Below are 22410 nucleotides of genomic sequence, written 5' to 3' on the forward strand. Positions count from 1 at the left end.
TCACATCACTCCCAATCGAGCGCGCCTTTTTTCCAGATGTAGACGAAGCCCACGATGAATTCCAGCAGAAACACGCCCATGGAGAAGAATCCCGGCCAGCCGATCTCGCGCAGGGCTACACCCCACGGGAAAAGGAAGGCAGTTTCGAGATCGAACAGGATGAACAGGATAGCGATGAGGTAGTAGCGCACGTCGAACTTCATGCGCGCGTCCTCGAACGCTTCGAAGCCGCACTCGTAGGGAGAGAGCTTCGCGGGGTCGGGTTTGTTGGGGCCGAGGATCCGGCCGATCGACATCAATGCCACGCCGAGCACGACACCGAAGATGATGAAGATGAGGACGGGGAAGTAGGCTTCGAGATTCAAGGTACGGCCAGCCTTATCTGGAATGTTGTCAACAGCACCAGCAGCTAGCGGCGACCTGTTGCCCACCCCAAGCGCCATTCCGTAGAAATTACGACGCCGCCTTGCGGACTGGCCGGGGCACGAAGCCGGGATGCTCTCCGGACTCCACGCCCCGATCAAGTTGTTTGGTGCCGACGGCGAGACTCGAACTCGCACAGCTTTCGCCACTACCCCCTCAAGATAGCGTGTCTACCAATTTCACCACGTCGGCTGGGGGAGAAACAATATTGCCTGGCGCTGGCCTTGGGGCCCAGGGTTTTTACACCCTTCGGAACTCTGGCTGGGATACCTTGATCCTGGCTGGAGCCCCGTCGCTGGGGGATCGTTTCAAGCCTTGCATTCTAACCCAAAATTCTTGTTTTGTTCAACGCACAACTACAAAAATCTTCAAGAATCCGTCGCAAGGCCGCTTGATTATTTCGGTACTGCGGGCGCGGCTGCGCCGGAGGCTGCCACGGTCGGCGCAGCGGGGGCCGAAGCCGCCGCGGCAGGGGCCGGCGCCGACTGCGGAGCGGCGCCCATCACGCCCAGCGAGGCAGTGGGACGGTAGTTGCCCATCAGCGTCAGGCTCAGCGTGCAGATGAAGAACAGCGACGCCAGCACGGCCGTGGTGCGCGACAGGAAGTTGGCCGAGCCGGTGGCGCCGAACAGGCTGCCCGAGGCGCCCGAGCCGAACGCCGCGCCGACGTCCGCGCCCTTGCCATGCTGCAGCAGCACCAGGCCGATCACGCCAAGCGCGGACAGTACCTGCGCCACTACCAACAAAGTTTTGAAAATTGCCATTTGGTTCGATTCGCTTGCCTGATCAGACCATGTGAGCGGCCGGCATTCAGGCGTTGCCGATCGCGAGGAAATCGTCCGACTTCAGCGCGGCGCCTCCGATGAGGCCCCCGTCGATGTCGGGCATGGAAAACAGTTCTGCCGCGTTGTCCGGCTTGACGCTGCCGCCGTACAACATGGCCATGCCGGCCGCCACGCCGGCGTCGCGCGCCGCCACGCGGCCGCGCAGGAATGCGTGCACGGCCTGGGCCTGCGCGCTGCTGGCGGTCTTGCCGGTGCCGATCGCCCAGACCGGCTCGTAGGCCAGCACGACGCGCGCGAGCTGCTCGGCCGACAGCGCCGCCAGCACGGCGTCGAGCTGGCGGCCGACCACCGCCTCGGTCTCGCCCGCCTCGCGCTGCGCCAGGGTCTCGCCCACGCACACCACCGGCACGATGCCGGACTCGAGCGCGCGCACCGCCTTGGCGGCCACCACGGCATCGGTCTCGCCATGATAGCCGCGGCGCTCCGAATGCCCGACCAGGACGTAGGAAACGCCGAATTCGGCCAGCATCGAAGCCGCCACCTCGCCGGTGAACGCGCCACGCGCCTCGGCCGAGACGTCCTGCGCGCCCCACGCCACGGCCGTGCCGGCCAGCAGCGACTGGCACTGCACCAGGTACGGGAACGGCGCGCACACCGCCAGGCGGGCGCTGGCCGGCGCGGCCTTGATACCTGCCAGCAGGGCCGCGTTGGCGGCCAGGCTGCCGTGCATCTTCCAGTTGCCGATGACGAGCTTTTGTCTCACGGAGCGCCTCTCTCGATAAAACCCGCTATTGTAGCGCGGGCGCGGGCCCTACGCCACCAGAGCGGCCCTGGACCGGCCCTGGGAAGCGCCCCGCGCCCTGCCTCGCCGTCCCTTACCAGGTCAGCACGATCTTGCCGATGTGCTCGCTGGACTCCATCAGGCGGTGCGCGTCGGCGGCCTGCGCCGCCGGGAAGGTCTGGTGGATCACCGGCTTGATCTTGCCGGCGGCCAGCAGCGGCCACACGTGCCGGTGCAGCGCCTGCGCGATCTCGCCCTTGAACGCCACCGGGCGCGGGCGCAGCGTCGAGCCGGTCACGGTGATGCGCCGGCGCAGGATGTCGGCCAGCGGGATCTCGGCCTTGGCGCCGCCCAGCAGCGCGATGATGACGATGCGGCCGTCGTCGGCCACGCAGGCCAGCTCGCGCGCGAGGTAGGGGCCGGCCACCATGTCGAGGATGACGTCGGCGCCGCGCCCGCCGGTCAGCGCCTTGACCTCGGCGACGAAGTCCTCGGTCTTGTAGTTGATGGCGCGATCGGCGCCGAGCGCCTCGCAGGCGCGGCATTTCTCGATGCTGCCGGCGGTCACGAAGACCTTGTGGCCGAGCGCCTTGGCGATCTGGATGGCGGTGGTGCCGATGCCGCTCGAGCCGCCCTGGATCAGCAGGGTCTCGTCCTTGCCGAGCGGGCCGCGCCCGAGGTAGCCGCGGTCGAACACGTTGCTCCACACCGTGAAGAAGGTCTCGGGCAGGGCCGCCGCCTCGACGTCCGACAAGCCCGCCGGCACTGGCAGGCACTGCGCCGCGGGCGCCGCGCACAGCTCGGCGTAGCCGCCGCCCTGCACCAGCGCGCACACGCGGTCGCCGAGCTTGAGGCCGAAGCGGTTGTCGGCATGCGCGAGGTCGCCGCCGGCCACCACGCCCGCCACTTCCAGGCCGGGCAGGTCGGACGCGCCCGGCGGCACCGGGTAGTTGCCGGTGCGCTGGAACACGTCGGGGCGGTTGACGCCGGCGGCGCTCACGCGGATCAGGATCTCGCCCGCGCGGACCTCGGGATCGGGGCGCTGCGTCAGCTGCAGGACCTCGGGGGCGCCGTATTCGCGGATTTCGATGGCTTGCATGTCTTCTCCTTGCATTGCGCATGCGGCGGCGTGCGCGCATGGCTGGGGTCGGTATCGGGGGGCCCGGCGGCGGCGCGGCCCCTGGAGGCGCGCCGCGGCGCCGGGCCGGGACTCGCGCAGTGTAAACAAAAAAACGGCTGGACATCGCCAGCCGTTTTTCCTGCTACGGGTACCGCGGGGCAGCTTACTGCTGCTGTTCCGCCGACGGGTTCGCCGGCGCGTCGCTGTTGACGATCGGGCTGATGCTGCCGCCCTCTTCGGCCAGCGCGGCCTTCAGGGACAGGCGCAGGCGGCCCTTCTCGTCGGCCTGGATCAGCTTGACGCGAACCTGCTGGCCTTCCTTGAGCCAGTCCTTGATGTCCTTGACGCGCTCGTTGACGATCTCGGAGATATGCAGCAGGCCATCCTTGCCCGGCAGGATGTTGACGATCGCGCCGAAGTCCAGCAGCTTGAGCACGGTGCCGGCGTAGATCTTGCCCACTTCGGCTTCCGCGGTGATGCCTTCGATGCGGCGCTTGGCTTCGGCCATGCCTTCGGTCGAGGTCGAGGCGATGGTGATGGTGCCGTCTTCCTGGATGTCGATGGTGGTGCCGGTTTCCTTGGTCAGCGCCTGGATGGTCGAGCCGCCCTTGCCGATCACTTCGCGGATCTTGTCCGGATGGATCTTCATGGTGATCATGCGCGGCGCGTGCTCCGACAGCTCGGTGCGCGCGTGGCCCATCGCGTCCTGCATCTTGCCCAGGATGTGCAGGCGGCCTTCCTTGGCCTGCGCCAGCGCGACCTGCATGATTTCCTTGGTGATGCCCTGGACCTTGATGTCCATCTGCAGCGCGGTGATGCCGGCGTCGGTGCCCGCCACCTTGAAGTCCATGTCGCCGAGGTGGTCCTCGTCGCCGAGGATGTCGGTCAGCACGGCGAACTTGTTGCCTTCCAGGATCAGGCCCATCGCCACGCCGGCGACGTGCGCCTTGACCGGAACGCCGGCGTCCATCAGCGCCAGGCAGCCGCCGCACACCGAGGCCATCGACGACGAGCCGTTCGATTCGGTGATCTCGGAGACCAGGCGGATGGTGTAGGCGAACTCGTCGTCCTTCGGCAGCACCGGGATCAGCGCGCGCTTGGCCAGGCGGCCGTGGCCGATTTCACGGCGCTTCGGGCTGCCCACGCGGCCGGTCTCGCCGGTGGCGAACGGAGGCATGTTGTAGTGGAGCATGAAGCGGTCGCGGTATTCGCCGGCCAGCGCGTCGATGATCTGCTCGTCGCCCTTGGTGCCCAGCGTGGCCACCACCAGCGCCTGCGTCTCGCCGCGGGTGAAGATGGCCGAGCCGTGCGCGCGCGGCAGCACCGACGAGCGGATCTCGATCGGGCGCACCGTGCGGGTGTCGCGGCCGTCGATGCGCGGCTCGCCCGACAGCACCTGGCTGCGCACGATCTTCGCTTCGATGTCGAACAGCACGTTGCCCACTTCGACCTTGTCGGCTTCCACGCCGGCTTCGGCCAGTTGGGCCATCACGGCGGCGTAGACTTCCTTGAGCTTCTGGCTGCGCGCGGACTTCTGGCGCAACTGGTAGGCGTCCTGCAGCAGCGGCAGCGCGATCTCGCCGATCCTGGCGATCAGCGCTTCGTTCTTCGGCGCCGGCGCCCAGTCCCACTCGGGCTTGCCGCCGTCGCGCACCAGATCATGGATGGCGTTGATGGCGGTCTGCATCTGCTCGTGGCCGTAGACCACGGCGCCCAGCATCACGTCTTCCGACAACTGGTTGGCTTCCGACTCCACCATCAGCACGGCGCGCTCGGTGCCGGCCACGACCAGGTCGAGCTCCGACGCGGCGATCTGCGCGCGGGTCGGGTTGAGCAGGTACTGGCCGTCCTTGTAGCCGACGCGGGCCGCGCCCACGGGGCCGCTGAACGGGATGCCCGACACCGCCAGCGCGGCCGAGGCGCCGATCAGCGCGGGGATGTCGGCCGGCACTTCCGGGTTCAGCGACAGCACGTGGATCACCACCTGCACGTCGTTGTAGAAGCCTTCCGGGAACAGCGGGCGCAGCGGACGGTCGATCAGGCGCGAGGTCAGCGTCTCGTTTTCCGACGGACGGCCTTCACGCTTGAAGAAACCGCCGGGGATCTTGCCGGCGGCGTAGGTCTTCTCGATGTAGTCGACGGTCAGCGGGAAGAAGTCCTGGCCGGCCTTGGGCGACTTGGCGGCCACCACGGTGGCCAGCACCACGGTGTCTTCCACGTCGACGATCACGGCGCCGCCAGCCTGGCGGGCGATTTCGCCGGTTTCCAGGCGCACCGTGTGCTGGCCCCACTGGAATTCCTTGACGACTTTATTGAACATGGTCATGAGCGTTCCTTTGTTCGTGCTTGCACGCTTGTGCAATGCCCGCGTTAGCAGCCGCGGGCGAACCGCCGGATGCGCGTCGGTCGCGGTCACAGGGAAGTGCTATGCCATTCCAGCGGGATACCCGCGACTGCGGATACCACGCTGGAATGACACAAAGCCCCGCTTCCTTGCCCGACTCCGGTGTGAAAAAAAGCTAAAGAACGGACTAACTTACTCCGTTGCACGTCTTGGCGCAACGGGCGCCAGGCGGTGGCGCCTGGCGCTGCCGGGTGGAACCGAAGTCACAACGGACATCGCGCCACCCGGCAGCGTCGCGGGCCTCGGCCCGCAAAAACAAAATGCCTGCATCAGCAGCGCTGACGCAGGCATTCATGGCTTCACGCGAAGGCGTGCAGTGCATCCATTCGCGCTGCCATCCGGACGATCCTGGGGTGCTTACTTGCGCAGGCCCAGCTTCTCGATCAGCGAACGATAGCGGTCGGCATCGTTGGCCTTGAGGTAGTCCAGCAGGCGACGACGACGGCTCACCATGCGCAGCAGGCCGCGGCGGCTGTGGTGATCCTTCATGTTGGCCTTGAAGTGGGGGGTCAGTTCGTTGATGCGGTTGGTCAGCAGGGCGACCTGGACTTCGGGGCTGCCGGTGTCGTTGGTTGCGCGTGCGAACTGCTTGATGATGTCGGTCTTGCTGCTGGTTTCGGCTGCTGCCATGATGATTTCCTTTTCACTTGCGAACGCTACAGCGCGGAATGCGCCGCCTGCGTCGTGCCTTTTGCATTGCCCTTTTGCATTGCTTGTGCTGCTGGTTTGCGATGCTTGCGTTGCTTTTCAGGCATATTTGCCGCCGCCCGCCCCGTGGATGACCCCGGTTTGGCCGTGACAGCCGGCAATTATAGCGGAAATCCGGCCGCGCTTGCCAGCAAATCCCTCAGAACCGCTCCATCTGGCACGTCGTCGGCAATGTGGTCTGCGCTGCCTTCAGTTTCCTGACCGTGCGGAAGCCGTAGCCCGAGCCCTCGTTGTCGAAGCGCACCTCCCCGCCCTGCTTCTCCATCACCGACACGTAGAGCGGCTGCAGCACCTGGTGGTCGCTGGCGCGGATGGTGGCCTCGTGGAAGTCGTTGACGTAGCGCATGTCCTCCAGCGCGTGCGCCACCTTGACGGCGTCGGTCGAGCCGGCCCGCTCGATCGCGCGCGCCAGCATCTCGACCATCATCTGCATGCGCAGGTGGACGTAGTCGTCGCGCGGCTCGGGGTAGCGCGCGCGGAAGGCCCGGTAGAACGCATCCGAGGCGGCGCCGCCCACGTTCGGGTGCCATTCGGCCACCGCCAGCACCCTCCCCACCCCGGCGTCGCCCATCGCCGCGGGCGCGCCCAGGCCGTTGCCGTAGAAGGTGTAGAACCTGGCGTTCAGGCCGCCCTCGCGCGCGGCTTTGACCATCAGCGTCAGGTCGTTGCCCCAGTTGCCGGTGATGACGGCGTCCGCGCCGCTGGCCTTGATCTTGGCGATGTACGGCGCGAAATCCTTGATCTTGCCGATCGGGTGGAATTCGTCGCCGACGATGCGCAGGTCGGGGCGCTTGGCGGCCAGCATCTCGCGCGCCGAGCGCGCCACCTGGTGGCCGAAGCTGTAGTCCTGGTCGATCAGGTAGACGCGGCGCACGCCCGCGTCGGCACGGATGACCTCGGTCAGCGCCTGCATGCGCATGTCGGCGCTGGCGTCGAAGCGGAAGTGCCAGAAGCTGCAGTTCTCGTTGGTCAGCGCCGGGTCGACCGCCGAGTAATTGAGGAACAGCACGCGCGCGTCGGGCTGGCGCTGGTTGTGGCGGTTGACCGCGCCGACCAGCGCGGCGGCCACCGCCGAGCTGTTGCCCTGCAGGACGAACGGCATGTGGCGGTCGGTCAGCGCGCGGAACTGCATCAGGCTCTCGTCGACGTTGCCCTTGCTATCGAGCGTGACCAGCTCGAACGGGCGCGCGCCCTGCGCGGTCTTCACGCCGCCGCGCGCATTGACGCGCTCCACGGCGATGCGCAGGTTGCGCACCACCGCGTCGCCGGCGTTGGCGAACGGGCCGGACAGCCCTTCGATCATGCCCAGCCGGATCGGCTCCTGCGCGCCCGCGCCCGCGGCGGCCAGCGCCAGCAGGCAGCCGGCCAGCCATCGTCTACTCCACATCGAGAGCCCTCCCGTCGAAAGCGATGCATGGTAAGCCACGGACGCGGGCCGAGGCAAACCGCGGCGGCCCTCGCCCGACAGAAAGCGCGGCGCCGCGAAGGCGGCACCATGACGCCCGTTGCCACGGGATGCGCGCCGGATGCCGGCGCCGCTGAAGCCCGCGCATTGCGCGCGGGGAGCGCGAGAAGCCGCAAAGACAGCGCGAAGGAAGCGCAAAAGAAAGCCCAAACGAAACGCAAAACGCCCGCCAGCGTCCTCGTGGGAAACGGGCGGGCCGGTTCAAGCCGCGCGGCCGGATAGGCCGCGGGCTTGCCGCGGGGATCCGGGTCAGATCTGCGGGTTGATCTTCTGCACGGCCTTGTCGTGCAGCTTGTTCAGCGCGGCCAGGTAGGCCTTGGCCGAAGCCGCCACGATGTCCGGGTCCGTGCCGACGCCGTTGACGATGCGCCCGGCCTTGGACAGGCGCACCGTCACTTCGCCCTGGGCCTGGGTGCCCGTGGTGATGGCGTTGACCGAATACAGCACCTGCTCGGCGCCGCTGTTGACCTTGCTTTCGATCGCATGCAGGGTGGCGTCGACCGGGCCGTTGCCCTCGGCTTCGCCGATCAGTTCCTGGCCGTCCATGTTGAAGACCACGCGCGCGTGCGGACGCTCGCCGGTTTCCGAGCGCTGCGACAGCGAGATGAAGCGGAAGTGGTCGTTGACGTCGTGGGCCTCGTCGGAAACGATGGCCATGATGTCTTCGTCGAAGATCTCGGCCTTCTGGTCGGCCAGTTCCTTGAAGCGCGCGAAGGCGGCGTTGATCTCGCTTTCGCTGTCGAGCGTGATGCCGAGCTCCTGCAGGCGCTGCTTGAACGCGTTGCGGCCCGAGAGCTTGCCCAGCACGATCTTGTTGGCGCTCCAGCCCACGTCCTCGGCGCGCATGATCTCGTAGGTGTCGCGCGCCTTGAGCACGCCGTCCTGGTGGATGCCCGAGGCGTGCGCGAACGCGTTGGCGCCGACCACGGCCTTGTTGGGCTGCACCACGAAGCCGGTGATCTGCGAGACCAGCTTGGAGGCCGGCACGATCTGCGTGGTGTCCACGCCGACGTCCATGTCGAAGTAGTCGCGGCGCGTCTTGACCGCCATCACCACCTCTTCGAGGCTGGTGTTGCCGGCGCGCTCGCCGAGGCCGTTGATGGTGCACTCGACCTGGCGCGCGCCGCCGAGCTTGACCGCCGCCAGCGAGTTGGCCACCGCCATGCCGAGGTCGTTGTGGCAGTGCACGGACCAGATCGCCTTGTCGGAATTGGGGATGCGCTCGCGCACCGAGCGGATCAGCGCGGCGTAGCCTTCCGGCACCGCGTAGCCGACCGTGTCGGGCAGGTTGATGGTGGTGGCGCCCTCGGCGATCACGCCTTCGAGCACGCGGCACAGGAAGTCCATGTCCGAGCGGCTGCCGTCCTCGGGCGAGAACTCGATGTCGTCGGTGAACTGGCGCGCGAAGCGCACGGCCAGGCGGGCCTGCTCATAGACCTGGTCCGGCGTCATGCGCAGCTTCTTCTCCATGTGCAGCGCCGAGGTGGCGATGAAGGTATGGATGCGGAACGAGTTGGCCGGCTTGAGCGCCTCGGCGGCGCGGGCGATGTCCTTGTCGTTGGCGCGGGCCAGCGAGCAGATGGTGGAGTCCTTGACCACCTGGGCGATCGCGCGGATGGCCTCGAAATCGCCGTTGGAGCTGGCCGCGAAGCCGGCTTCGATCACGTCCACCCTCAGGCGCTCCAGCTGGCGCGCGATGCGGATCTTTTCCTCGCGGGTCATGGAGGCGCCGGGCGACTGCTCGCCGTCGCGCAAGGTGGTGTCGAAAATGATGAGTTTGTCGGACATGGATGGGGCTCCTGGGCTTTATCTGTTGTGCTTGGCGTCTGGCGGGCCTGGCCTGTTCTCGCTGCGCCGGCGCTGAATGCAGAACGCCCCGGCGTGCAGTGATGCAGGCCGGGGCGTTTGTGAATCCTGTGTGACTTTGCGCGAGGGTGTTGGCTTCCCTCAGCGCGAACGCGTCCCGACCTGATGGCCTAGTAGGCCACCTAGCGTGGTGCGGGCGAGTAGGGCTTGGCGCGAAATCATGTCAGCGACTATAGCCGAGAAGCCGGGCGCGCGCAACATGGACGCATCAATCGTGCCGATAGTCGATGCCCGATGGCCGCGGGCGGTGTCCGCGCCGCCCCGGCCATCGGTGCCCCGCCGTCAGGCCTTGGGCGGGATGCGCAGCTTCTGCCCCGGATAGATCTTGTCCGGGTTCGACAGCATCGGGCGGTTGGCCTCGAAGATGGCGGTGTACAGCGCGCCGTTGCCGTAGGCGGTCTGGGAGATCGCCCACAGCGTGTCGCCCTTGACCACGGTGTGCCATTGCGACTCGGCCGTCTCCACGTTGACCGACATCTTGTCGTCGACCTTGTCCACGCCCTGCACGTTGCCGCAGCACAGGATGATCTTCTCGCGCGTGGCCTGGTCGGGCGCCACGCCGAACACCGTCACCAGCCCCTGCGAGCCGTCCACCTGCACCGTCAGCCCGGTGGCGTCCAGGCCCATCTGCCTGATGTAGCCCTCGATGGCGTCGCCAGCGGCGCGGTTGGCCGCGTCGGCATCGGCCGCGGGCGCGGCAGCTGGCGTGGCCGCCTTGGCCTCGCCGCCGCCGAACAGTTTCTCTCCTGCTTCCTTGATGAAGTCGAGCATGCCCATGAGAACCTCCTGTGATCGTGAAAAGGAACAACAACGCAACAGCGGCGCAACAGCAGCCGGGATCAGAGAGCCAAGATAAGAGAGCGGCGGTAAAAGAGCGAGCACTGAAGAGTAAAAAAAAGAAAAGGCGCCGCAGCGCCTTTTCACCGGAACGGCTCAGGAACGTTCGTTCCCGCCGTCGCGCGCCTTGCGCACGCCGGCCGGCTGCCCGTGCAGCGCGCGCCAGCCCCACAGCAGGTAGCCGGAGATCGCGTAGGCCACGAACAGCCCGAACAGCGCCACCGGCGGGTCGGTCGACACCACCACGAACAGCACCAGCACCAGCACCATCATGCCGAACGGCACGCGGTAGCGCACGTCGAGCGCCTTGCCGCTGTAGAACGGCGCGTTCGACACCATCGACAGCCCGGCGTACAGCGTGATGCCGAATGCCACCCACGGCATCCACAGGTCCTTGACCGGCAGCTTGTTGTCGATCACCAGCCACACGAAGCCGGCCACCAGCGCCGCCGCCGCCGGGCTGGGCAGCCCCTGGAAGAAGCGCTTGTCGACCACGCCGATGTTGGCGTTGAAGCGCGCCAGGCGCAGCGCGGCGCAGGTGCAGTAGACAAAGGCGGCGATCCAGCCCCATTTGCCGAGGTCGTGCAGGATCCACTCGTACATCACCAGCGCCGGCGCCACGCCGAACGAGGTCATGTCGGACAGCGAGTCGTACTGCTCGCCGAACGCGCTCTGGGTATTGGTGATGCGCGCCACGCGGCCGTCCATGCCGTCCAGCACCATCGCCGCGAAGATGGCGATGGCCGCCGTGTCGAAGCGCATGTTCATGGCCTGCACGATGGCGAAGAAGCCGGCGAACAGCGCCGCGGTGGTGAAGGCGTTGGGCAGCAGGTAGATGCCGCGCCGGCGCGGCCGCACGTATTCGATGTCGGGGTCGGCGGCATCGTCGTAGCCGTCCGGCTCGCCGCCGCGCAACTGGTTGTGGCGGAACGGACGCAGATGCGTCACGTTGCCGTTGCTGGCGCGCTTGTTGCGCCGGTTGAATGCACCCATGCCTGTTTTCTCCAGTGGCCGCGGGCCGGATCAGTCCAGCTCGGCCAGGACCGTCGACGACGCCGACACTTTCTCGCCGATGGTCACGCGCGGGCGCGCGTCCACGGGCAGGTACACGTCCACGCGCGAGCCGAAGCGGATGAAGCCGTAGCGCTGGCCGCGCGACAGGGTCTCCCCCACCCGGGTATAGCAGAGGATGCGGCGCGCCACCAGCCCGGCGACCTGCACCAGCGTCACCACCTTGCCGTCGCCGGCGCGGCGGATCACCACGGCGTTGCGCTCGTTCTCGAGCGAGGCCTTGTCGAGGTCGGCGTTGACGAACTTGCCGGGGAAGTATTCGACCTTCTCCACCTGGCCGTCCACCGACACGCGGTTCGAGTGCACGTTGAACACGTTCATGAACACGCTGATCTTCAGCGCCTCGCGCCCGGCATAGGGATCCTGGGTTTTCTCGACCACCACGATGCGGCCGTCGGCCGGGGCCAGCACGGCGTTCGGCTGGGCCGGGATCGGCCGCGGCGGGTCGCGGAAGAACTGCAGCACGAACAGCGTGACGATCCACAGCGGCAGGGCCCACCAGAAGCCGGCGCTGACCTGCACCAGCAGCGAGATGACAAAGGCAATGCCCAGGAACGGCCAGCCTTCACGGGCGATCAGCGGATGAGGATAGTTCATGCAATGCTTGGTAGAAGGTAAAGTCTGACAAGGATAACAAAAAGCCGTCCAGCCCCCGCGCGAAAGCGCCCCCGGAAGCGGGGACCGAACGCGCGGAAGGCCGGACGGCCGCGGCCCGCCGCGCGAAACGGCGGGCCCAGGACTGCATTCCGACTTAGTTCTTCGACTGGTCGACCAGCTTGTTCTTGGCGATCCAGGGCATCATGGCGCGCAGCTTGGCGCCCACTTCCTCGATCTGGTGCTCGGCCGTCAGGCGGCGGCGCGAGATCAGGGTCGGTGCGCCGGCCTTGTTCTCGAGCAGGAAGCTCTTGGCGTACTCGCCGGTCTGGATGTCGGTCAGGCACTGCTTCATGGCCTTCTTGGTCTCCTCGGTCACGACGCGCGGGCCGGTGACGTACTCGCCGTATTCGGCGTTGTTGGAGATCGAGTAGTTCATGTTGGCGATGCCGCCTTCATAGATCAGGTCGACGATCAGCTTCAGTTCGTGCAGGCACTCGAAGTAGGCCATTTCCGGCGCGTAGCCGGCTTCCACCAGCGTCTCGAAGCCGGCCTTGATCAGCTCGACGGTGCCGCCGCACAGCACGGCCTGCTCGCCGAACAGGTCGGTTTCGGTTTCTTCGCGGAAGTTGGTCTCGATGATGCCGGCGCGGCCGCCGCCGTTGGCGGTAGCGTACGACAGGGCGATGTCACGGGCGGCGCCGGACTTGTTCTGGTGCACGGCGATCAGGTGGGGCACGCCGCCGCCTTGCGCGTAGGTCGAGCGCACGGTGTGGCCCGGGGCCTTCGGCGCGATCATGATCACGTCGAGGTCGGCGCGCGGGATCACGGCGCCGTAGTGCACGTTGAAGCCGTGGGCGAAGGCCAGCGCGGCGCCTTCCTTGATGTTGTCGTGCACTTCGTTCTTGTACACCTCGGCGATCTGCTCGTCCGGCAGCAGGATCATGACCACGTCGGCGGACTTGACCGCCTCGGCCACTTCCTTGACCTGCAGGCCGGCGTTGACGGCCTTGTTCCACGATGCGCCGCTCTTGCGCAGGCCGACCGTGACCTTGACGCCCGAGTCGTTCAGGTTCTGCGCGTGGGCGTGGCCTTGCGAGCCGTAGCCGATGATGGTGACGTTCTTGCCCTTGATCAGGGAGAGGTCGGCGTCCTTGTCGTAAAACACTTTCATGATGGTTCCTTCAAGCTTTCGTTTTCGTGTGTCGGGGTAGCGGCTGCCGCGCGGCGCGCGGCGATGCCGCCCGGGGATACTGCAATCGGGTCAGACCTTCAGGATGCGTTCGCCGCGGCCGATGCCCGAGCCGCCGGTACGGACGGTCTCGAGGATGGCGGCGCGGTCGATGGCGTCGAGGAAGGCGTCGAGCTTGACGCCGTTGCCGGTCAGCTCGATGGTGTAGGTCTTCTCGGTGACGTCGATGATGCGGCCGCGGAAGATGTCGGCGGTGCGCTTCATTTCCTCGCGCTCCTTGCCGACCGCGCGCACCTTGACGAGCATCAGCTCGCGCTCGATGTGCGCGCCTTCGGTCAGGTCCACCACCTTGACCACCTCCACCAGGCGGTTCAGGTGCTTGGTGATCTGCTCGATCACGTCGTCGGAGCCGCTCGTGACGATGGTCATGCGCGACAGCGAGGCGTCCTCGGTGGGTGCCACCGTCAGCGTCTCGATGTTGTAGCCGCGAGCCGAGAACAGGCCGACCACGCGCGACAGCGCGCCCGGTTCGTTTTCCAGCAGGACCGAAATGATATGTCGCATCACAGGTCCTCCGCGCCGAGCAGCATCTCGGAGATGCCCTTGCCGGCCTGCACCATCGGCCACACGTTTTCGGTGGGGTCGGTCTGGAAGTCGAGGAACACGGTACGGTCTTTCAGGCGGAACGCTTCGCGCAGCGCGGGCTCGACGTCCGAGGTCTTCTCGATGCGCATGCCGACGTGGCCATAGGCCTCGGCCAGCTTGACGAAGTCGGGCAGCGCGTCCATGTAGGAGTGCGAGTAGCGGTTGTCGTACTCGATCTCCTGCCACTGGCGCACCATGCCGAGATAGCGGTTGTTGAGCGCGCAGATCTTGACCGGGGTGTCGTACTGCAGGCAGGTCGACAGTTCCTGGATGCACATCTGGATCGAGCCTTCGCCGGTGATGGTCACCACTTCCTTCTCGGGGAAGGCTTTCTTGATGCCCATCGCATACGGCAGGCCCACGCCCATCGTGCCCAGGCCGCCGGAGTTGATCCAGCGGCGCGGCTGGTCGAACTTGTAGAACTGCGCGGCCCACATCTGGTGCTGGCCGACGTCCGAGCAGATGTACGCATCGCCCTTGGTCAGTTCCCAGATCTTCTCGACCACGTACTGCGGCTTGATGATCTCGGAATTGCGGTCGTACTTGAGGCAGTCCACCGAGCGCCACTGCTCGATCTGCTCCCACCAGCGGGCCAGGGCCTCGCGCCGGGGCTTGACGTCGCTGGCCTGCAGCTGCGAGATCAGCTCCTGCAGCACGTCCTTGACGTTGCCCACGATGGGGATGTCCACCTTGACGCGCTTCGAGATCGAAGACGGGTCGATGTCGATGTGGATGATCTTGCGCGGCTGCGAGGTGAAGTGCCCCGGGTTGCCGATCACGCGGTCGTCGAAGCGCGCGCCGATGGCGATCAGCACGTCGCAGTTCTGCATGGCCATGTTGGCTTCATACGTGCCGTGCATGCCGAGCATGCCGACGAACTGCTTGCTGGTGCCGGGGAACGAGCCCAGGCCCATCAGCGTGTTGGTGACCGGATGGCCGGTCAGCGCGGCCAGCTGGCGCAGTTCCTCGCTGGCGTTGGCCAGCACCACCCCGCCGCCGGCGTAGATGAACGGCCGCTCGGCGCCCTGCAACAGCGCGAGCGCCTTGCGGATCTGGCCCGAATGGCCCTTGTTCACCGGGTTGTACGAGCGCATGTCGATCGACTTGGGATACTCGTACTTGCAGGCGTTGCGCGAGACGTCCTTGGGGATGTCCACCACCACCGGGCCGGGACGGCCGGTCGCGGCGATGTAGAACGCCTTCTTGATGGTCGAAGCGAGATCGCGGACGTCCTTGACCAGGAAGTTGTGCTTGACGATCGGGCGGGTGATGCCGACCGTGTCGCATTCCTGGAATGCGTCCTGGCCGATGGCGTGGGTCGGCACGTTGCCGGTGATCACCACCATCGGGATCGAATCCAGGTAGGCCGTGGCGATGCCCGTCACCGCGTTGGTGACGCCGGGACCCGAAGTCACCAGGGCGCAGCCCACCTTGCCGGTCGCGCGCGCATAGCCATCCGCGGCATGGACCGCGGCCTGCTCGTGGCGCACCAGGATGTGCTCGATCTTCTTCTGCTTGTAGAACTCGTCGTAGATATACAGCACTGCGCCGCCGGGGTAGCCCCAGACGTACTCGACGCCTTCTTCGGCAAGTGCGTGAACGAGGATTTCCGCACCGATCATTTCGGGTGCGGCAGATGAATTGCTGTCTGCGTGGGAGAATTCCGCGCTGGGCATGTTCATTTCAGTCCTTTGCAATTTTCGGCAAAAAATTGTTCGGATGCTCTCTGCCGGGCTTGTGGCGCGGGTTCAAGCGGTGCGCGTCTGCATGGTAGACCGCCTCATAAGCGGCCTGATGAGACAACCACTGATGTCGTGAACCGACGATGATACCGCAATGCATCAGGCTGGTCTACGGCTTTCTGCCTGCCCGGGCGCGCCCGGCGCGGTGCGGTTTTCCGCGCGCGCCGCGGCCATTGCAGCCCGTGCCGGCGGGCCCGTGAATGACCGCAACAAAGAACAAAGATGGTCACCCACAGGGTTATTTGCTAGCATTCCCCCCAATTTTGGACGTGCGGGCAGCCGTAACCCGCACATCCACCGGCCGCGGCCTCACCGTCTGTACCCCGCCTGCATGGCAACCGATCAGGAACTATCCGACTTTCTCGCCAGCGTCGAGCGGCGCGCCTTCAAACAGGCCGTGTTTGCGGTGCGCGACGACGAGGCCGCCCTGGACATCGTCCAGGACGCCATGATCAAGCTCGCCGAGAAATACGGCGACAAGAGCGCCGGCGAACTGCCGCCGCTGTTCCAGCGCATACTGCAGAACACAATCCACGACTGGTTCCGCCGTCAGAAGGTGCGAAACACCTGGGTCACGCTGTTTTCCAACCTGCGCGACGACCGGGAAGGCGAAGATAATGACCTGCTCGACACTTTCGAGGCCGAAATCGGCTCCGAATCCGCCGAAAGCAGCGCCGACAAAGTGGAACGCGCCCAGACCATGCACATCATCGAACAGGAGATCCAGCGCCTGCCGACACGTCAACGCGAAGCTTTCCTGATGCGTTACTGGGAGGATATGGACGTCGCGGAAACGGCTGCTGTCATGGGATGCTCGGAAGGCAGCGTCAAGACTCACTGTTCCCGCGCCACGCACACACTGGCGCAGGCATTGCGAGCGCGGGGGGTCCGACTATGAGTAACAGAAACGAAAAAGAAATCAATGAACGCCGCCTGGCACACGAGATTCGCACGGCACTGGATGCCTCGGCGAACGCGTTGCCGGCCAATGTGACCGAACGGCTCGCCGCCGCGCGGCGCATGGCGCTGTCGCGCCGCAAGGCGCATGCCGCGGTGGCCGCGCCGCAGCTGGCCACGGCCGGCGCGGCCACGGTCTCGTTCGACGAAGACGATTCGCCGCTGCACCGCGCGGGCGCCTGGCTGCGCCGCCTCGGGCTGGTGTGGACGCTGGTGGCGCTGGGCGCCGGCCTGATCGGCATCTACCACTGGCAGCAGCAGAAGCGCGTGGACGAGCTCGCCGACGTGGATGCCGCCATGCTGCTCGACGACCTGCCGCCGGCGGCCTACGCCGACCAGGGCTTCCACGTGTTCCTGAAACGCGGTCAGCAATAGCGATGGCCAGCACCCCTTCGCGCCGCGCCGCGCCACGCCGGCGGCTGGCAGGCTTGCTGCTGGCCGGCGCTGCCGCGGCCGCCGCCTGGCTGTCCGCGCCGCTGGCGTGCCAGGCCCAGGGCGGCCGCGCCACCGGCGCTTCTGCCGCCACCAGCCCCGTCAACGCGCATCCGACCTGGGCCGAGCTCTCCGTCGTGCAGCAGCGCGTGCTCGCCCCGCTGCAAGGCGAGTGGAACAACTTCCCCGAACTGAATCGCCGCAAATGGGTGCAGATCGCGGAGCGCTACCCGAAATTCTCGCCGGCCGAGCAGGCGCGCCTGCAGACGCGCATGACCGAATGGGTCAAGATGACGCCGCAGCAGCGCCGGCTGGCGCGCGAGAACTACCAGATCACGCGCTCGCTGCCACCGCAGAAGAAGGCCGAAGCCTGGGACAAGTACCAGCAACTGCCTGAAGAGCAGAAGAAGAACCTGGCCGCCGCCGAAAAGGTGCCGCGCCGCCCGGGCGCGGTCAGCGCCCTGCCCTCGGGCAAGCGGCTGCCCGCCGAGACCACGCGCCAGCTGCACCTCGAAAAGAAGGTGCCGGCCGCCGCGCACATGGCCGCCCACCACCCCGCCTCCGACGCCGTCGCGCATGTGCCCGACCTGCCGGCCGCCGCGCCGGCCGCCGGCACGGTGGCGCCTGCCGCGATCCTCGCCGCGCCCGATGCGCCACACGACGCCGGCGCCAGCGCCGAGCCCGCGGCCAGCAACGCCGGCGGGCCGGCCAGCCCCGACGAGCCGGTCCGCCGATAAGCGCGGCTGCCCGGCCAACTACCGCCGGCCGGGCTTTGGCATAATGCGCGTTGCGCCCGGGCGCGCCGCCGTCGCCGCATCTGTCGCCGCGTCCGTCCTTTGTGCCTGACTTCGTGACCGGCTTGGTGACCGTCCTCGCGCCGGTCTCCCTGACCGTCGCGACGCCCTTCTTCCCGGCCGGCACCTGGCCGGCATCGCCCTTGCCCAATTCCGCCATGCCCGCCGCCGCCACCTCCCGTACCAGCACCAAGCCAGCCGCCCCGGCCGGCGCCCCTCGCCCGGCGCCCTCGCTGCGCCGCCGCGTCGCCTGCATGCTCTACGAGGGCGTGCTGCTGTTCGGCGTGCTGAGTGCCTCCACCGCGCTCTACCTGCTGGCGCGGCCGGCGCTGCGGCGCCTCGGCGTGGACGGCGAGTTCGCCATGCAGGCATGGAGCTTTCTGGTGCTGGGCTGCTACTTCGTCTGGTTCTGGCAGCGCAACGGCCAGACCCTCGCCATGCAGACCTGGCGCATGCGCGTGGAAACCGCCGCCGGCGTGCCGCCGCGCTGGCCGCGCGCCGCCGCGCGCTACCTGCTGGCGTGGCTGTGGCTGCCGCCGTCGGCGGCCGTCGGGCACGCGCTCGGCCTGGTCAAGGGGCCCTTCGTCGGCGTGCTCGCCGGCGGCCTGCTGATCTGGATCCTGCTGGCGTGGCTGGACCCGCGGCGCCAGTTCCTGCACGACCGCATGGCCGGCACCCGCCTGGCCGACCTGCGCCCGCCCCGGTCATGACGCTCTCGGCCGCCGCCTTGCGCCGCATCGCGGTGGCATTGCAGGCTGCCGCGGTGGCGGGCTGCGCGGTGGCGCTGCGCGAGCGCGCCGGCTGGACGCTCGGCGCCGGGCTGCTGGCCGGCCTGCTGCTGGTGCTGGGCCTGCTGGGGCTGTCGCTGGCCGGCGCCTTCGTGCTCTCGCTGGCCGGCTTCGGCGTGCCCGCCGGCCAGCGCCCGCCGCGGCCGCCGGCCCTGCTGGCGACCCGCCCCGCGCCGCTGGCGCCGGTGCCGGCGCTGGCCTGCTACCTGCACGAATACGCCGCCGTGCTGCGCATGTTCGACTGGCTCCAGCCGTTCTGCTCGCGGCGCCGCTTCACGCCGGCCCGCGCGCCCGGCTCGCGCCCGCCGCTGCTGCTGGTGCACGGCTACGGCTGCAACCACGCGGTCTGGCTGGACATGCAGCCGGCGCTGGCCGCGGCCGGCTACCACTGCGAGGCGATCGACCTCGAACCCGTGTTCGGCGACCTCGACCACTACGCGCTGCAGGTGCGCGCCGCCATCGCGCGCATCGCCGCCACCACCGGCCAGGCGCCGCTGCTGCTGTGCCACAGCATGGGCGGACTGGCCGCGCGCGCGGCCGTGGCGGGACGCGGCAAGCCGCCGCCGTGCCGCGGCATCGTCACGCTCGGCTCGCCCCACCACGGCTGCGCGCTGGCGCGCTACGGCAGCGGCTTCAACGCGCGCCAGATGCGCTGCGGCAGCGCCTGGCTGCGCGCGCTGGCGGCGCGCGAGACCCCGCGCCAGCGCGCCGCGCTGGTGTCGGTGTTCAGCTGGCACGACTCCATCGCCGGCCCGGCCGGCTCGTCGTGGCTGGAAGGCGCCCACCACGTCGCGCTGTCCGGCGTCGGCCACGTCGGCCTGCTGCGCCACCCACGCGCCACGCAGGCGGCGCTGGGCGCGCTGGCGCGACTGTGCGCGGTGGCGCCGGCCGCCTGACTCCGGGCCCGCGCGCGGCGCGCGGCGGCGGTGTTTGCCGGCGCGCCACAGTCATGTGACATTCATGTTTCCGTCACGGCTTCGTCATCGCCGGCTGGCCCAATGCAGCCATCGTCGATACCGAGGCCGCCATGGTTCAAGCCCTTCGTTCTGCCCGCGGACAACTGGCAAAGGCCGCGCAACTGCTGCGCGGCCGCACGGCGGAGTCCCCGCCGCGGCCCGGCTCCTCGTCCCTGCCCGCCGCGCTGGCCGCCTTCATGCCACCGGCCAGCACCCTGCAGCAACGCCCGCCCGCGCGCGGGGCTTCCACCCCCGCCTCCGCCAGCCTGCCGCCCCCCGCCACCACGCCCTCCGCCCCGCATCCCGCCCACCCGATCCGCCACTACCGCGCCATCTGGCTGTCCGACATCCATCTCGGCACCGCCGGCTGCCAGGCCGACTACCTGCTCGACTTCCTCAAGCACAACGAATCGGAACAGCTCTACCTGGTCGGCGACATCATCGACGGCTGGCAGCTGCGGCGCGGCTGGTACTGGCCGCAAAGCCACAACGACGTGGTGCAGAAGCTGCTGCGCAAGGCGCGCAAGGGCACCGAGGTGATCTACGTGCCCGGCAACCACGACGAAGTGGCGCGCCAGTTCGACGGCCTGGCCTTCGGCGACATCGCCGTGCGCGAGGACGCCATCCACGTCACCGCCACCGGGCGCCGCCTGTGGGTGGTGCACGGCGACCTGTTCGACGGCGTGGTGCAGCACGCGCGCTGGCTGGCCTACCTGGGCGACTCGCTCTACACGCTGATCCTGGCGCTGAACCGCCACTTCAACCGCGTCCGCGCGCGCCTGGGCTTCCCGTACTGGTCGCTGTCGCAATACCTCAAGCACCAGGTCAAGAACGCGGTCAACTACATCAACTCGTTCGAGCAGGCGATGGTGGAGGAAGCGCGCCGCCGCGGCTGCGACGGCGTGATCTGCGGCCACATCCACAAGGCCGAGATCCGCGAGGTGGACGGCCAGCTCTACTGCAACGACGGCGACTGGGTGGAAAGCCTGTCGGCGCTGGTCGAGACGCAGGAAGGCGAGCTGCAGATCGTCTACTGGACCAAGCTGCTCGACGCGCCCGCCACGAGCGGCCGCCGCGCCGCCGTCACGGCCGCCTGAGCCCGCGCCGGCCACCAACGCAGTCCCCCGGCCCCACCCCGCCGGGGCCGGGACTCACCCACGCGGCCCGCCGCAAGGAGCAGACATGAAGATCCTGATCGTCACCGATGCCTGGGAGCCGCAGGTCAACGGCGTGGTGCGCACCCTCAAGTCCACCCGCCGCGAGCTGAGCGCGCTGGGGCATACGGTCGAGCTGATCACGCCGCAGGAATTCCGCACCATTCCCTGCCCCACCTATCCCGAGATCTCGCTGTCCCTGTTCGCCGGCGCCAAGGTGCGCGAGCGCATCCGCGCGTTCGCGCCCGACGCGCTGCACATCGCCACCGAAGGCCCGCTCGGCCTGGCCGCGCGCCGCTACGCGCTGCGCGAGCAGCTGCCGTTCACCACCGCGTACCACACCCGCTTTCCCGAATACGTGCAGGCGCGCTTCGGCATCCCGCTGGCCTGGACCTACGCCTTCCTGCGCTGGTTCCACGGCTCGGCGCGCGCGGTGATGGCGCCCACGCCGGTGGTGCTGCAGGACCTGCGCCGCTACGGCATCGCGCACGGCGTGCTGTGGACGCGCGGCGTGGACCTGGACGTGTTCACCACGCAGCAGGCCAACGTGCTCAACACGGCCCATCCGATCTTCCTCTACGTGGGCCGCGTGGCGGTGGAAAAGAACGTCGAGGCCTTCCTCGCGCTCGACCTGCCCGGCTCCAAGTGGGTGGTCGGCGACGGCCCGGCGCTGGCCTCGCTGCGGGCGCGCTATCCGGGCGTCAACTACCTCGGCGTGCTGAGCCAGCCCGAGCTGGCCAAGGTGTATGCTTCAGCCGACGTCTTCGTGTTTCCGAGCCGCACCGACACCTTCGGCCTGGTACTGCTCGAGGCACTCGCCAGCGGCCTGCCCGTGGCGGCCTACCCCGTCACCGGCCCGATCGACGTGCTCGGCGAGAGCAGCGCCGGCGTGATGCATGAAGACCTGCGCGAAGCGTGCCTGGAGGCACTGCGCATCGACCGCGCCACCGCCCGCGCGCATGCCGAGCGGTTCTCGTGGCGCGCGGCCTCCGAGCAGTTCCTGACACACCTGCAGCCGCTGCCGGCCGCGCGCGACAACGCGCCCGGCGGCGCTGCCCGTCCCTCATCCGAACATGCCGACTCCGCATCGACCGCCCGTATCCAGCCGCCCGCCGGCGGCCCAGACCTCGGCGCCGGCCAAGGCTTCGCCGAACAGCGACTACACGATTGAGCAGAACCCGCACAAAGGCAACCGCGGGCTGGCGCGGGCCTGGCATGCGGGCATCAATTCCCTGTCCGGGCTGCGCTACGCGGTGCTGGAAGAAAGCGCCTTCCGCCAGGAACTGACGCTGGTGGCGATCCTCACGCCATGCGCGCTGTTCCTGCCGGTGGACGTCGTCGAGCGCATCCTGCTGCTGGGCACGCTGCTGCTCGTGCTGATCGTGGAGCTGCTCAACTCCAGCGTGGAAGCCGCGGTGGACCGCATCTCGCTGGAGCGCCACGGCCTGTCCAAGCGCGCCAAGGACTTCGGCAGCGCCGCCGTGATGCTGGCGCTGGTGCTGTGCGGCGGCACCTGGCTGGCGATCGCCGGGCCGATCGTGGTCGGCTGGCTGCGGCAACTGGCCGGATGAGGAGCGCGCGGCGGGAATGGGCGGCGGGATGAGTGGCGGGACGGATGCTGGAATGGGCGGCGAAATTGGCGGCAGGATAGGCGGCAGGATAGGCGGCAGGATGGAGGCCATGCCGGCCGCATGCG

General features: G+C 68.1%; 22 protein-coding genes and 1 tRNA gene. 8 read left to right on the plus strand and 15 right to left on the minus strand.

All coding sequences use genetic code 11. The features are described 5' to 3' along the window. Window positions 1-5: 5 nt before the first annotated feature. The 15 genes from KF708C_RS19760 to KF708C_RS19830 form a co-directional block, all read right to left on the minus strand. A complete protein-coding gene (locus KF708C_RS19760) occupies window positions 6-365 on the minus strand; it encodes an NADH-quinone oxidoreductase subunit A (RefSeq protein WP_020203630.1) in 360 nt (119 codons plus the stop codon). Window positions 366-530: 165 nt separating this feature from the next. Beyond that, a tRNA-Leu gene (locus tag KF708C_RS19765) sits at window positions 531-615 on the minus strand. A 203-nt stretch (window positions 616-818) separates the two neighbouring features. After that, a complete protein-coding gene (secG, locus tag KF708C_RS19770; RefSeq protein ID WP_029043743.1) occupies window positions 819-1187 on the minus strand; it encodes a preprotein translocase subunit SecG in 369 nt (122 codons plus the stop codon). Between the two features lie 46 nt (window positions 1188-1233). Further along, the gene (gene tpiA / locus KF708C_RS19775; RefSeq protein WP_059412991.1) at window positions 1234-1971 is read right to left on the minus strand and encodes a triose-phosphate isomerase; all 738 of its coding nucleotides are present in this window, start codon (window positions 1969-1971) and stop codon (window positions 1234-1236) included. 112 nt (window positions 1972-2083) lie between these two features. Then, window positions 2084-3088 (minus strand): NAD(P)H-quinone oxidoreductase, encoded by a 1005-nt coding sequence (locus tag KF708C_RS19780; protein WP_020203627.1) that lies wholly within the window; start codon window positions 3086-3088, stop codon window positions 2084-2086. Between the two features lie 184 nt (window positions 3089-3272). Beyond that, a complete protein-coding gene (pnp, locus tag KF708C_RS19785; RefSeq protein ID WP_059412992.1) occupies window positions 3273-5435 on the minus strand; it encodes a polyribonucleotide nucleotidyltransferase in 2163 nt (720 codons plus the stop codon). Window positions 5436-5870: 435 nt separating this feature from the next. After that, a complete protein-coding gene (gene rpsO / locus KF708C_RS19790) occupies window positions 5871-6143 on the minus strand; it encodes a 30S ribosomal protein S15 (protein ID WP_020203625.1) in 273 nt (90 codons plus the stop codon). Window positions 6144-6360: 217 nt separating this feature from the next. Next, a complete protein-coding gene (locus KF708C_RS19795) occupies window positions 6361-7608 on the minus strand; it encodes a branched-chain amino acid ABC transporter substrate-binding protein (protein ID WP_020203624.1) in 1248 nt (415 codons plus the stop codon). 327 nt (window positions 7609-7935) lie between these two features. Next, window positions 7936-9474 (minus strand): 2-isopropylmalate synthase, encoded by a 1539-nt coding sequence (locus tag KF708C_RS19800; protein ID WP_020203623.1) that lies wholly within the window; start codon window positions 9472-9474, stop codon window positions 7936-7938. A 360-nt stretch (window positions 9475-9834) separates the two neighbouring features. Then, window positions 9835-10329, minus strand: coding sequence for a peptidoglycan-binding protein LysM (lysM, locus tag KF708C_RS19805; protein WP_020203622.1), 495 nt, complete (start codon window positions 10327-10329; stop codon window positions 9835-9837). Window positions 10330-10485: 156 nt separating this feature from the next. Next, window positions 10486-11382, minus strand: a complete 897-nt coding sequence (gene pssA, locus KF708C_RS19810; protein WP_020203621.1) for a CDP-diacylglycerol--serine O-phosphatidyltransferase — start codon at window positions 11380-11382, stop codon at window positions 10486-10488. Between the two features lie 30 nt (window positions 11383-11412). After that, window positions 11413-12057, minus strand: a complete 645-nt coding sequence (locus KF708C_RS19815; protein ID WP_020203620.1) for a phosphatidylserine decarboxylase — start codon at window positions 12055-12057, stop codon at window positions 11413-11415. 154 nt (window positions 12058-12211) lie between these two features. Beyond that, entirely contained in the window at window positions 12212-13228 is a 1017-nt protein-coding gene (ilvC, locus tag KF708C_RS19820) for a ketol-acid reductoisomerase (protein ID WP_020203619.1), read from the minus strand. A gap of 90 nt (window positions 13229-13318) precedes the next feature. Beyond that, window positions 13319-13810: an acetolactate synthase small subunit gene (gene ilvN / locus KF708C_RS19825; protein WP_020203618.1), complete on the minus strand. Its 492-nt coding sequence runs from the start codon at window positions 13808-13810 to the stop codon at window positions 13319-13321. Beyond that, window positions 13810-15573 carry an acetolactate synthase 3 catalytic subunit gene (locus tag KF708C_RS19830; RefSeq protein WP_029043741.1) on the minus strand — a complete coding sequence of 588 codons (1764 nt, stop codon included), beginning with the start codon at window positions 15571-15573 and terminating at the stop codon, window positions 13810-13812. Before KF708C_RS19830 ends, ilvN begins: the two co-directional genes overlap by 1 nt. A 391-nt stretch (window positions 15574-15964) precedes the next feature. On the opposite strand from KF708C_RS19830, the gene KF708C_RS19835 reads away from it, so the two are divergent. The 8 genes from KF708C_RS19835 to KF708C_RS19870 all read left to right on the plus strand — a co-directional run bounded on the left by KF708C_RS19835 (window position 15965) and on the right by KF708C_RS19870 (window position 22285). Beyond that, a complete protein-coding gene (locus KF708C_RS19835; protein ID WP_020203616.1) occupies window positions 15965-16531 on the plus strand; it encodes an RNA polymerase sigma factor in 567 nt (188 codons plus the stop codon). After that, on the plus strand, window positions 16528-16965 hold the full coding sequence (locus tag KF708C_RS19840; protein WP_020203615.1) for a DUF3619 family protein: 438 nt from the start codon (window positions 16528-16530) through the stop codon (window positions 16963-16965). Before KF708C_RS19835 ends, KF708C_RS19840 begins: the two co-directional genes overlap by 4 nt. A gap of 2 nt (window positions 16966-16967) precedes the next feature. Continuing rightward, the gene (locus KF708C_RS19845) at window positions 16968-17759 is read left to right on the plus strand and encodes a DUF3106 domain-containing protein (RefSeq protein ID WP_059412993.1); all 792 of its coding nucleotides are present in this window, start codon (window positions 16968-16970) and stop codon (window positions 17757-17759) included. A 215-nt stretch (window positions 17760-17974) separates the two neighbouring features. After that, window positions 17975-18526: an RDD family protein gene (locus KF708C_RS19850; protein WP_059413055.1), complete on the plus strand. Its 552-nt coding sequence runs from the start codon at window positions 17975-17977 to the stop codon at window positions 18524-18526. Beyond that, window positions 18523-19500 carry an esterase/lipase family protein gene (locus KF708C_RS19855; RefSeq protein WP_059412994.1) on the plus strand — a complete coding sequence of 326 codons (978 nt, stop codon included), beginning with the start codon at window positions 18523-18525 and terminating at the stop codon, window positions 19498-19500. The genes KF708C_RS19850 and KF708C_RS19855 overlap by 4 nt, the downstream gene beginning before the upstream one ends. 131 nt (window positions 19501-19631) lie before the next feature. Further along, window positions 19632-20657: a UDP-2,3-diacylglucosamine diphosphatase gene (locus KF708C_RS19860; protein WP_059412995.1), complete on the plus strand. Its 1026-nt coding sequence runs from the start codon at window positions 19632-19634 to the stop codon at window positions 20655-20657. A gap of 85 nt (window positions 20658-20742) precedes the next feature. After that, window positions 20743-21885: a glycosyltransferase family 4 protein gene (locus tag KF708C_RS19865; RefSeq protein ID WP_020203032.1), complete on the plus strand. Its 1143-nt coding sequence runs from the start codon at window positions 20743-20745 to the stop codon at window positions 21883-21885. Next, window positions 21788-22285 (plus strand): diacylglycerol kinase, encoded by a 498-nt coding sequence (locus KF708C_RS19870; protein WP_020203031.1) that lies wholly within the window; start codon window positions 21788-21790, stop codon window positions 22283-22285. Before KF708C_RS19865 ends, KF708C_RS19870 begins: the two co-directional genes overlap by 98 nt. The last annotated feature ends 125 nt before the right edge of the window (window positions 22286-22410 follow it).

The sequence above is a fragment of the Cupriavidus basilensis genome, from assembly GCF_000876015.1.
In the GTDB taxonomy this organism is placed as follows: domain Bacteria; phylum Pseudomonadota; class Gammaproteobacteria; order Burkholderiales; family Burkholderiaceae; genus Cupriavidus; species Cupriavidus basilensis_B.